This window comes from Parafrankia sp. EUN1f (assembly GCF_000177675.1).
In the GTDB taxonomy this organism is placed as follows: domain Bacteria; phylum Actinomycetota; class Actinomycetes; order Frankiales; family Frankiaceae; genus Parafrankia.
In genome coordinates this window covers 70,122-81,200 of the sequence record NZ_ADGX01000022.1, presented here as the reverse complement: position 1 = coordinate 81,200, position 11,079 = coordinate 70,122, and the positions used below count along the sequence as shown (strand labels likewise).

Below are 11,079 nucleotides of genomic sequence, written 5' to 3'. Positions count from 1 at the left end.
CCATCGCGTCCAGCAGCTGGTCGACGAGCCGCTCGATGCGCGGCGCCAGCCCCGAGATCATGCGCGGGGTGAAGGTCCTGCTGACCATTCCCCGCAGCCGGGTGTGCTGCGGCGGGTTCATGAAAAGAAACGAGTCGCCGCCCCGGAACGCGCCGTCCGGACCCTGGTTGTGCCCCCAGGACGGGTTCTGCAGCACCGCGGTGCATTCCGCGTGCCGGGTCACCAGCCGGATGCCGAGCGGCGTCTCGTGTACCGGCCCGCCCTCGCGCAGCTGCGCGAACAGCGGGTAGGGGTCGGCGCGGTTCGCCGGGCTGAACAGATCCAGCAGGATCCGGGTGACGTCGTCCGCGGGCAGGGTCGAGGCCATCGGTCCTCCCTCCGAGATCGGTGTCAGGAGATCGGTGTCAGGTCCGGGCGGCCATCTGGAGGGCGGCCAGACCACGAACGACGATGTTCGGCTTGTAGGGCGGGTCGTCGTCGAGCAGTTCGAGCGTCCGGGCCCGGCGCAGCAGGCGGTCGAGCAGGATCTCCATCTCCAGCAGCGCGAGCGGGGCGCCGAGGCAGTAGTGGATGCCGAGGCTGAACGCCAGCTGGTGCGGCGGGACCGGGGTCCGCTGGTGGAACCGGGTGACGTCGAGGCGGTCCGGATCGTGGAACGCCGCCGGGTCACGGTTCGCCGAGTTGATGAGAACGACGACTCCCTCACCCTCGGCGAACGTGCGCCCGCCGATGGTCAGCGGCCGGGTGGCCGACCGGGTGGTCAGATGCACCGGCGGGTCGTAGCGCAGGAGCTCCTCCACCGCGGCCGGGACGAGATCGGGCCGATCGCGCAGCACCTGGACCTGGTCGGGATTGCGCAGCAGCGCGAGGATGCCGTTGCCGACCAGGTTCACCGTGGTCTCGTGGCCGGCGACCAGCGTCGTCACACAGGACGTCAGCAGCTCCAGCTCGGTCAGCACGTCGCCCTGGTCCTCGACGGCGGCGAGCGCGCTGAGCAGGTCGTCCGCGGGCTGGCGCTTACGCTCGTCGATGAGCTCCCGGAAGTAGGCCTGGAAGTCGCGGGCCGCCGTGCTGCGCTCAGCCCGCTCCTGCGGGGTGAGCAGGGCATCCGGGTCGAAGCCGCGTCCCAGCCACTGGGACCACTGCTGGACGAGCGCGTGGTCGGCGGCCGGCACCCCGACCAGCTCGCAGACGACGGTGAGCGGCAGCGGGTAGGCGATCGTCTCGATGAGGTCGAACTCGCCCGCGGCCAGCGCGGTGTCGAGCAGGTTGTCGACGAGCCGTTCGATGCGTGGCCGCAGGCCGGCGATCAGCCGCGGGGTGAAGGCCTTCCCGACCAGCCGGCGCAGCCTGGTGTGGTCCGGCGGGTCCATCCAGAGGAACGAGGTCGGCAGCTCGGAGGCCGCCTCATGCGCCTCGACGTCCCCGTGCAGCTGCGCTGCCTCGTCGGCGTGGCTCCAGGCCGAGTTCTGCAGGACGGCCACGCAGTCGCTGTGCCGGGTCAGCAGATACAGGCCCAGCGGCGTGCGGTGCAGCGGGCCGGCCTCACGCAGGCTCCGGCACAGCGGATAGGGGTCGGCCCGGTGGTCCAGGCCGAACAGCGAGAGAATGGTCTCGGTCAGGTCGACCGTGTCTGATACGCCGGGTGATGCGGCTGACGCGTCCACCGAGAACCTCCTGCTGCGGAAAGCCGTGCGAAAACCGTAAGGCGCCGGGTATCGAGACGGCGAACGATAGGCGGTTTTCATAATGTGATTGATTTCGGTCGAGCACCTTGACCGCCGATTTTCGCGATGGGCAGGATTTCGCTGCTGAATCCTTGTGGGTCGCGCTGCTGATCGCAGGCCGACAGCTGTGGAGGGCGATGTGGCAGACGCAGGTAGCTCCAGCTCGGAGCGCCGTGGGCGGGCGGTGGTGCTCGGAGCGAGCATCGCGGGCATCCTCGCCGCCCGAGTCCTCGCCGACAGCTACGAGCAGGTGGTGGTGCTCGACCGCGACGAGCTCACCGGGGTGCTCCAGCGCCGCGGCACCGCGCAGGGCCGCCACCTGCACGGGCTCATGGAACGTGGCCGCCGGATCATCGAGGACCTGTATCCCGGGGTGACCGCGGAGCTCGTCGGCCTCGGTGCGCCGACCACCGAGGTCCTGACCCGATCCCGCTGGTACCTCAGCGGCCTGCGGGTCCATCCGACGTCCACCGGCCTCACCACGGTGCTGGCCAGCCGGCCGCTGCTGGAAAGCACCCTGCGGGCCCGCACCGCCGCGATGCCCGGGGTGGAGATCCATGCGGGTGTCTCCGCGTCCGGCCTGGTCGCCGTACCCGCCGCACCCGACGGCGCGCGGCGGGTGGTGGGCGTGCGGGTCACGGCCACGGACGCGGCCACCGCCGCCGCGATCGACCACCTCGGCCAGAATGCACCCCGCAACGGCCAGGACGCGCCCCACCTCGGCCATGACGCAGCCCGCCTCATCCAGGACGCAGCCGGCAACGGCCAGGACGCGTCCCAGGGCTCCCGCGGCGGGACCGTCATCGCGGCCGACCTCGTCGTCGACGCGACCGGGCGGGCGTCGCGCGCTCCCGACTGGCTTGCCGAGATCGGCTGCGACCGGCCGGCCGAGGAACGCATCGACATCGACCTGGGCTACGCCTCACGCACCTACGAACGCCGCCCGGAGCACCTCGACGGTGACCTCGGTGTGGTCGTCTCGACCATGCCGGGCTGGCGCGGCGGCGGCGCGATCGTGCTCGAGGGCAACCGCTGGCACGTCACCCTCGGCGGCATGCTCGGCGACCACCCACCCCTCGACGAGGCCGGCTTCCAGGCGTTCGCGTCCACCATGCCGGTGCCGGACGTCCACCAGATCGTCTCCACCGCCCGGCCGCTGGAGGACCCCGTCCCACACCGGTTCCGCGGATCGGTGCGCCGCTTCTTCGAGCGGCTGGCCGCGCCGCCCGAGGGCTTCCTCGTCATCGGCGACGCCGCCTGCAGCCTCAACCCGATCTACGCGCAGGGGATGACCGTCGCCGCCCAGCAGGCCGAGGCGCTCGCCGGCTGCCTGCGCGCGGGCCGCGCCGACCTGCCGCGGCGCTTCTACCAGGAGGCTGTCACCCGCATCGAGTTCGCCTGGCAGATGTCGACCAACGCCGACCTGAACTACCCGGGCGTCGTCGGCAACCGCACCCCGCGGGTCCGGATCATGAACGCCTACATCCGCCGCGCTCACATCGCCGCGCACCTGGACCCCACCGTCGCCCGGACCTTCATGCGCCTGGCGAACCTGGTGGAGCCACCCTCCAGCCTGCTGCGGCCGCCGATGATCGCCCGCATCCTGCGCCACGGCTTCTCCGCCTCCGTCCCCACTCCACGCACCGGTGCGTCGGCCGTTTCGAAGGGTCGCCGGACGCCGCGGCGGCCCGGGCCTCCCGGTGAGAATCGGCTGATCCGGGCCCGCTGGCTGCCGCTGCTGTCGAGCAAGAAATGAGGATTTCGGCTTCTGTAACGACCGAAATCCTCACTTCTTGCGGATTGCCAGGACCATTTTTCTCTATTGGTATGAGTTGGCGGCGCTGCGTGGCGGCGCGGGTTCCCCTCAGCCGGCGGGGCGGTCGCCCGGGGCGTAGCCGCGGACGAAGAGCCCCACCGCGGAGCGCAGAGCAGCGTCGAGGGCGGGATCGTCGAGCTCGGGCGGGTGGTAGACGGCGAACGTGCCGAGCTCGGTCATCTCCCAGACGGTGCCGTTGACCAGGGCGACGAAGTGGCCCGCCGCCCGGGCCGGGTCGTCGATGAGCAGCGCGCCGCCGTGGGCGAGGCGAGCGAGCTGGCCGATCAGCTCCGACCAGACGGGCGCGGCGACGCGCTGGCGCCACAGCTGCGTCAGCTGCGGATTTCGCGGTCCCTCGGTCTGTAGGAGAAGCCGCAGCGCGGCGGTGCGCGGGTGGAGGAAGGTCGCCATGATCCGGCGCGCCAGCTCGTTCAGATAGACCTCGGGGTCGGGCAGCTCACTGGGGAAGTGCGCTGTCGCCTCGCGCAAGGTCTCCAGCGTCGCGCTGAGATGCTCATCGATGACGGAGAGGAACAGGGTCTCCTTGTCGCCGAAGTGGTTGTAGATGGTCTGGCGGGAGACCGGTGTGGCCGCGGCGACGTCCTCCAGAGTGGTGGACGCATAGCCCTGGCGGACGAAGAGTTCCAACGCCGCAGCCATGATCGCTTCACGTTTGGCCGGGCGGCCCCGTGCGGGCGCACGTGGGGCTGGTGGGACTCGCTCGGGCACCCCTTCAGCCTAGTCTTGGACGCTCCTGTCTAAAATTCTAGACGATCACGTCCTGATTGGCGCTCCGGGTGCGTGGGCGCGGCGTCGCCGGCCACCACGGGGCCCTGCCGAAGGAGACGAATTGACCGAGGCTGAGCGTTCGCACACCGCCGTCATCGGTGCCGGCCCCGCGGGGCTGACCGCCGCCTACCAGCTCGCCGCCCGCGGCGCGGCGGTGACGGTCTTCGAGGCCGACGACGTCGTCGGCGGGATCAGCCGCACCGTCGTGCGTGACGGCTGGCGGTTCGACATCGGCGGGCACCGGTTCTTCACCAAGGTGGCTGAGGTGGAGGCGCTCTGGAACGAGATTCTGCCCGCCGACGACTTCCTGCTCCGGCCACGGATGAGCCGGATCTACTACCAGGGCAAGCTTTACGACTACCCGCTGCGGTCGCTGAACGCCCTCGGTAATCTCGGGCCGCGCGAGGCTGCCCTCGCCATCGGGTCCTATCTGCGGGCCAGGATCCGTCCGCCGCGAGACCGGGACGCCAACTACGAGTCGTGGCTGGTGGCCAGGTTCGGCTGGCGCCTCTACCGGACGTTCTTCAAGACCTACACGGAGAAAGTGTGGGGAATCCCGGTCAGTGAGATGCCCGTGGACTGGGCCGCCCAGCGCGTGAAGAACCTCTCCCTCTCCGCGGCGATCGTGAACGCGGTCCTCCCGAAGCGCAACCAGAAGAACATCACCAGCCTCATCGAGGAGTTCCGCTACCCGAAGCTTGGACCGGGGATGATGTGGGAGGAGGCCGCCCGCAAGGTGGAGAAGATGGGCGGAGAGGTCGTCATGAACTCCGCGGTGACGACGATCCACCGGGCCGACGGGCGAGCCGTCGCCGTCACCGTCACCACCGGGTCCGGGCAGCACCACCGGGTGCCCGCCGACCACCTCATCTCCTCGATGCCGATGTCGGCACTGCTCAAAAGCATCGACCCGCCCCCGCCGGCGGACGTCCTGGCGGCAGCGGACGATCTGCGTTACCGCGACTATCTGACGGTCGCGCTGATCGTGCCGCAGGAGTTCAGCTTCCCGGACAACTGGATCTACATCCACGATCCAGGAGTTCGGGTCGGCCGTATCCAGAACTACGGGTCATGGTCGCCGTATCTGGTCAAGGAGGGCCGCACCTGCCTCGGCCTGGAGTTCTTCGTGTTCGAGGGCGACGACATGTGGACGAAGCCCGACAGCGAGCTGGTCGCGCTCGCAACCGCGGAGCTGGAAGCACTCGGGCTGGTCCGCCCTGGCATGGTCGAGACCGGCTATGTCGTGCGGGTTCCCAAGGCATACCCCACCTACGACCAGTACTACCGGCGCAACGTCGACATCATGCGGCGCTGGCTGGAGGAGAACGCTCCGAACGTGTACCCGGTCGGCCGCAACGGAATGCACCGGTACAACAACGCCGACCATTCGATGCTGACCGCCATGCGCACCGTCGAGAACATTCTTGACGGCACCGAGCACGACGTGTGGGAGGTCAACGTCGAACAGGAATATCACGAGGAGAAGTCGACCACCGGCGCGAGAGCGCGGGCGACCGGCGGAACCGGCCGCGACGCACCGATCATCCCGCGCCGGTAGAGACGGCCCCTGGGGCAGGGCTCAGATCGCCGAGATCGCGTCCCAGATCGGGGGCCAGCAGGCGACCGCGGTGACCACTGCCGCGGCGGCGAGCAGGCCCGTCGTCAGCAACGGACGGGCCTGGCGGCGCAGCCGCATGGCGAAAGGCGCGCTGCTGCCCGGCGCGGCCCGGACCTCCTGCGCCACGACGAAGCCCAGCACCAGCAGGAACACCAGCGTGTCCTGCAGGGCGAACAGGAGATACCCCGCCGTCGCGCCCTCGTCGTAGACGGCGAGGTGAAACCAGCAGACCACCAAAGGCAGCACGACCATGGCGATGTAGGGAGCGACGAGCCGCAGCGACATGGCGCCGGCGTCGTCACCGACACCCTTCTTGGTGATCATGTACGGCTTCTTGACCCGCATCACGACCTGTACCAGCGCGGAAAGGACGATCACCCAGCGGGCCGCGTGCAGCACGATTCCGCGCCAGGTGAGACGCACCCGGCGCGGTACGTGCCACGGCCGGCTCCACCACCAGACACCCGCCCCGACCGCGCTCAGCGGCAGGCTGTGGACGATGAACTCCAGGTAGTGAATCGTCGCGATGCGCCAGTTCAGGCACAGCGCCGCCAGCGGCAGCGCGAAGAGGGTCACCATAGACAGGCACCAGAAGGTGTACCAGGTCTGCGAGAAGAGGAACTGAACCGCCTGCCGTGGCCGGTAGTTCCGCAGCAGGCGCGGTGTGTGCCACAGCAGAACCTCGATCATCGAATAGGCCCAGGCGAACTGCTGCGAAAGATAGGTCTCGAACGTCTCCGGCCCGTCGCCCACCGCGATGACGTCGGGGACGAAGACACCCTGATACCCGCGCGCGGCGAGGCAGACCGTGTCGAGATGATCCTCGGCCCGGGTCGGCTGGAAACCGCCGATCTCACGGATCGCCGCGGTGTCGTAGGTGCAGTGGGAACCGATGATGAAGGGAGTCCGGGAGAAGCCGTAGAAGCCCATCTGCAGCGGGCCCTGCAGGCCCAGCTCCTGCTCGGCGGCGCCGCGGGCCGTCCAGTGCTCGAAGTTGCCGTAGACGCTCGGTGCCTGGACCCACTTCACCTTCGGGTCGGCGAAGTAGCCGAGGACCTGGTGCAGGTAGTCCGGGTTGGGAATGTGATCGATGTCAAGCTGGGTGAAATGGCTGTACTCGTGGCCGTGGGCATCGAGCCAGGCGTTGACGTTCCCGGCCTTCGTCTTGCGCTTGAAGGGCGGGAAGCGCCGGTTCCAGCCCGCCACACCCGACTTCCCCCAGCGGGCCTCGTCATGCCGGCAGAAATATCGGACGCCGACCGAGCGGGCCATCTCCTCGATGTCCGGCGAGGGGACCTTGTCCACCAGGATCCAGCTGTCGTGCGGATAGGTGATGCGGCTCATCGCGACCAGCTGACGCCGGACGATCTCCAGCGACTCCGAGCCGGGAACGGTCAGGCTGACCACCGCGACCCGGCCGATCGCCCCGGCATCCTCCGCCCGCCGCACCGGGATGCGAAGGGGCCGCCGCATGTTTCCCACGAAGATCAGGTACATCGTCGCGAGGAACGTGCCGACGTAGAAGAGGGACAGCGACATCAACACGAACAGCGGCGGGGAGCCGATGTTGCCCGGCCGCAGCCACCACTGCCAGAAGAAGACGACCGCGGCGACCCAGCAGACCACGACCAGCCGGTACTGCCACGCCTGCGACCGACTCATCACGGCCACCGCCCGGACCCGAATTCCAGCACCGTCGGCCGCCGCCGTCCGCCCGCGGCCGCGGCTCGGCACCCGCGGACGCCGCTGTACCGGCACGGTTACCTGGTCGACACCACCGACCGAGAGCAGCACCGTGACGTCATCCAGATCCAGGAAGGACGTCGCAGCCTCGGCCTGGGAGGGCACCGCGGCCTCGGCCTGATGAGGCACCGCGGCCCTGATGCCTGCACCGGGCCCGGGTCCGGCCGAATACGCCGACGTCGTACCGTCACGCAGCGGGCTACGCACCAGTCTCTCCCCCCACGAACCACGCACCATTGATCACGCGGCGAAAAACAACGAGCGAGCGGCTGGACGGTCTCGGGGTCACCGAATGCGCGGACAGGTGCCAGGGCCCGCGGCAGGTGCGAAAGAACTTCCCGCGGTGTGGCGGATTCGCCTGCTGGCAGCCCAGGTGGGCTGCCGATGAATGACGCAGGTCACATTTCCCGGACCCGTCGGTCTGAACGCGCGAGTAGTCGACGAATGAACTCTCGTCGCAACGTCCAGCCCCCTCCCGCATCCGATCGAGAGCCGAGGAATAGATCGGCGTAGTCCGGATGGATAGTCACGCTAGGCCATCCGGGACGGCTTGGCAAAATTGATGCACACCGCTGCCAGACGGACGCTCTCCGGCGCCGGGGCGTAATCAGGTAACGCAGGTCACTCTGTTTTTCTGCTCACATTCGCCGCTGCTGGCGGCGATAGCTGAGATCACTTTCGACTGGATGGGGAAAGCTTTTCGTGGCCAGGTATCTTGCGAGACCTGAGGCGTTGTCCGTAGGGCCCGGGCGGTCGCGCGGGCCCTGGGCCCCGAGATCGCGGAGCCCGCGGGCCGGTCGGCCGGGAGGGGGCGGGCACCGATGCGGGGACGGACCGTGCGGGTGGCCCCACCTGCGCGGGTAGCCCTGCCGCTGATCCTGGTCTTCGTTCTCGCGGTGGTGTCGGTGCTGGTCACAGTGCTGAGTGGGCCAGGTGCGCGCTCGGCGGAGGTCCTCGGTGTCCGCGGCGCCGACATCTCCTTCACCCTGCAGGAGGAGGCCGCCGGCACCGCCCTGTCTGACGGCGGGCAGCGGCGTCCCATCGAGCGGATACTCGCCGCCCACGGCGGGAACTACGTCCGGCTGCGGGTCTGGGTCAACCCGCCCGCCGGTTACAGCGACGAGAAATCGGCGCTGACACTCGCCAGGAGAGCGCGCGGCGCCGGGCTGAAAATCATGCTGGTGCCGCACTACTCGGATTTCTGGGCCGATCCGCACGCGCAGGAACCGCCGGCGTCATGGCCCCGGTCCGACCTGGCGGCCATGAAGCAGAGAATCGGCGATTACACCCGGGATCTCGTGTCGAGGTTCGCCGCGCAGGGCACCCCGATCGATATGATCCAGATCGGCAATGAAATCACCAACGGAATCCTCTGGCCGCTGGGCTCCGTCCGGGCCGGCACCGCGGACGGATGGGCGAGGCTCGCGGCCCTGCTGAACAGCGCCATCGCCGGTGCCCGCGAAGGCGCGCCGGGCCGGCATCTCCCGGTGGTCCTTCATGTCGACAGCGGCGGGGACAGCGGCCTGTCCCGCTATTTCTTCGACAGCCTGATCCAGGCCGGTGCCGCATCCTTCGACATCATCGGCCTGAGCTACTACCCGTTCTGGAACGGCTCGCTGGCCGCCCTGCGCGCGAACCTCGACATGCTCGCCTCCCGCTACCACCGCGGAATCCTCATCGCGGAGACGGCCTACCCGCGGAGCCTGGCCGCGGCGAAGCCCGGTGACTGGGTAAGCACCCCCGACCAGCTACCGGACGGCGCCGCCCTGCCGGCAACACCAGCCGGCCAGGAACAGTTCCTCACCCAGCTGCGCCAGATCCTGCGTGACGTGCCCGACCATCGTGGCCTGGGCTTCTTCGTGTGGGAACCGGCGTGGCTCACCGTGAGCCCGAAACCCGGCGAACCGATGCCGGCGGCGAACCTGGCGATGTTCGATCGCGATGGCAACGCGCTGCCCAGCCTCAACGCCTTCGCGGCCACCGAGCCCGCGGCGGCGGGCGAGAGCTGATCCCGGGCGCACGCGGAGGCAGCGGAGGCATCGGAGGCGCCGGGTTTCGCGGCCGCGCTCCTGATCAAAACCAAGGATTCATCTCGGTTTTGCGGTTTTCGGACCCAGTTTCACGTCCGGTTGAAATGCGCCGCGAAGATTTACTGCATATTCGCTCTCGGGTTGCTCTGCCTGATCGGTTGTCTGGGATTCTCCTGGACGGGTTTCGCCGGACCTGGACCGGAATTCCCTCCGGCCCCGGCGGGGCCAGTCAGGAGAGCGTGGTGTCCCCTCGTGTCTTCAAGACGGCGGCTGTCGCCGTCGTTGCCATGCTGGTCGGCGTGCTCCTCGCCGCCGCGCCGGCGAATGCGACGCCCCCGAACATCCCCTCGGCAAGCACCGCACTGAGCCGGCTGAACTCCCTGACCGTCGCCGCCGAGTCGCACTCCTCCACCTACGACCGTGACCTCTTCCCGCACTGGATCACGATCTCCGGCGCCTGCAACACCCGCGAGCAGGTCCTGAAGCGTGACGGCACCGGTGTCGTAGTGAACAGCAGCTGCGCGGCGACCTCCGGCTCCTGGTACAGCCCGTACGACGGCGCGACCTGGACGTCCGCCTCCGACGTCGACATCGACCACATGGTGCCGCTGGCGGAGGCGTGGGCGTCCGGCGCCTGGGCCTGGACCACGGCGCAGCGCCAGACCTACGCCAACGACCTCGGCGGCCCCGAGCTGTGGGCGGTCACCGACAACGTCAACCAGTCGAAGGGCGACAAGGACCCGGCCGAGTGGCAGCCGTCGCTCACCTCGTTCCGCTGCACCTACGCGCGTGCGTGGGTCCAGGTGAAGTACTACTACAACCTCACCGTCGACAGCGCGGAGAAGTCCGCCCTGACCACCATGCTCGGCACCTGCTGAGCCCTTCAGAACTGATTTCCGCCTGACTTCGCCTGGCTGCCCACATCCGAACCCGCGGGCAGCCAGGTCGCGGCGCGGTCAGAGCAGGCCCGGGAGAACCTCTACGAAAAACGGGTGGTCGCCGGCGAAGGTGGGTTCCAGCTCGAGGAACTCGGCCGGGGTGACCCAGCGGGCGGCGCTTGCTTCGTCCGGGTCGAGTGCGAGCTCGCCGGTCTCGGCCGGTGCCGTCCACCAGTGCAGCCGGAAGGTTCCGTTGTCGGTGTCGCATTCCCAGACCTTGGCGCCGGGGGTCACGGTGAGCCCGACCTCTTCTCTGACCTCCCGGACCAGTGCTTCCTCCTGGCTTTCACCGGGCTCGATGCGCCCGCTCGGCGGCGCCCAGTAGCCGGATCGCTCCGTCCGTGGCCCCCGCTCGATGACGAGGACCCGCCCGGCTCTGGTCAGCACGGCCACCACTGCCTGTCTTTGTGCCACGGCT

At 69.1% G+C, this 11,079-nt stretch carries 8 protein-coding genes and 1 pseudogene; 4 read left to right on the top strand and 5 right to left on the bottom strand.

Annotated elements, in window-relative coordinates; translation table 11 throughout:
• Both FREUN1FDRAFT_RS09345 and FREUN1FDRAFT_RS09340 read right to left on the bottom strand, forming a co-directional pair.
• A pseudogene (locus FREUN1FDRAFT_RS09345) lies at nucleotides 1-367 on the bottom strand (cytochrome P450); the annotation flags it as partial.
• Between the two features lie 37 nt (nucleotides 368-404).
• Nucleotides 405-1,667 carry a cytochrome P450 gene (locus FREUN1FDRAFT_RS09340; RefSeq protein WP_006539765.1) on the bottom strand — a complete coding sequence of 421 codons (1,263 nt, stop codon included), beginning with the start codon at nucleotides 1,665-1,667 and terminating at the stop codon, nucleotides 405-407.
• 199 nt (nucleotides 1,668-1,866) lie between these two features.
• Here FREUN1FDRAFT_RS09340 and FREUN1FDRAFT_RS09335 point away from each other — a divergent pair, with 199 nt between their 5' ends.
• A complete protein-coding gene (locus FREUN1FDRAFT_RS09335; RefSeq protein ID WP_006539764.1) occupies nucleotides 1,867-3,483 on the top strand; it encodes an NAD(P)/FAD-dependent oxidoreductase in 1,617 nt (538 codons plus the stop codon).
• Between the two features lie 108 nt (nucleotides 3,484-3,591).
• Here FREUN1FDRAFT_RS09335 and FREUN1FDRAFT_RS09330 read toward each other — a convergent pair whose 3' ends face one another.
• Complete coding sequence (locus FREUN1FDRAFT_RS09330; RefSeq protein ID WP_006539763.1) at nucleotides 3,592-4,203, bottom strand: TetR/AcrR family transcriptional regulator; 612 nt, start codon at nucleotides 4,201-4,203, stop codon at nucleotides 3,592-3,594.
• 190 nt (nucleotides 4,204-4,393) lie between these two features.
• Here FREUN1FDRAFT_RS09330 and FREUN1FDRAFT_RS09325 point away from each other — a divergent pair, with 190 nt between their 5' ends.
• Nucleotides 4,394-5,890, top strand: coding sequence for an NAD(P)/FAD-dependent oxidoreductase (locus FREUN1FDRAFT_RS09325; protein WP_006539762.1), 1,497 nt, complete (start codon nucleotides 4,394-4,396; stop codon nucleotides 5,888-5,890).
• Nucleotides 5,891-5,911: 21 nt separating this feature from the next.
• On the opposite strand, the gene FREUN1FDRAFT_RS09320 is transcribed toward FREUN1FDRAFT_RS09325, so the two are convergent.
• Nucleotides 5,912-7,900 carry a glycosyltransferase family 2 protein gene (locus FREUN1FDRAFT_RS09320; protein WP_006539761.1) on the bottom strand — a complete coding sequence of 663 codons (1,989 nt, stop codon included), beginning with the start codon at nucleotides 7,898-7,900 and terminating at the stop codon, nucleotides 5,912-5,914.
• 635 nt (nucleotides 7,901-8,535) lie between these two features.
• Between FREUN1FDRAFT_RS09320 and FREUN1FDRAFT_RS09315 the strand changes: the two genes are divergently transcribed.
• Together FREUN1FDRAFT_RS09315 and FREUN1FDRAFT_RS09310 are read left to right on the top strand one after the other, a co-directional pair.
• Complete coding sequence (locus tag FREUN1FDRAFT_RS09315) at nucleotides 8,536-9,702, top strand: glycosyl hydrolase 53 family protein (protein ID WP_232295119.1); 1,167 nt, start codon at nucleotides 8,536-8,538, stop codon at nucleotides 9,700-9,702.
• 308 nt (nucleotides 9,703-10,010) lie between these two features.
• A complete protein-coding gene (locus FREUN1FDRAFT_RS09310; RefSeq protein WP_157474541.1) occupies nucleotides 10,011-10,601 on the top strand; it encodes an HNH endonuclease family protein in 591 nt (196 codons plus the stop codon).
• A 78-nt stretch (nucleotides 10,602-10,679) separates the two neighbouring features.
• Here FREUN1FDRAFT_RS09310 and FREUN1FDRAFT_RS09305 read toward each other — a convergent pair whose 3' ends face one another.
• Complete coding sequence (locus FREUN1FDRAFT_RS09305) at nucleotides 10,680-11,075, bottom strand: NUDIX domain-containing protein (RefSeq protein WP_035951052.1); 396 nt, start codon at nucleotides 11,073-11,075, stop codon at nucleotides 10,680-10,682.
• Nucleotides 11,076-11,079 lie beyond the last annotated feature (4 nt).

Excerpts from the sequence above, each read along its gene's own strand:
- FREUN1FDRAFT_RS09310 (WP_157474541.1), top strand. The coding sequence starts at position 10,011 with ATGCTGGTCGGCGTGCTCCTCGCCGCCGCGCCGGCGAATGCGACGCCC.
- FREUN1FDRAFT_RS09330 (WP_006539763.1), bottom strand. The coding sequence starts at position 4,203 with ATGGCTGCGGCGTTGGAACTCTTCGTCCGCCAGGGCTATGCGTCCACC.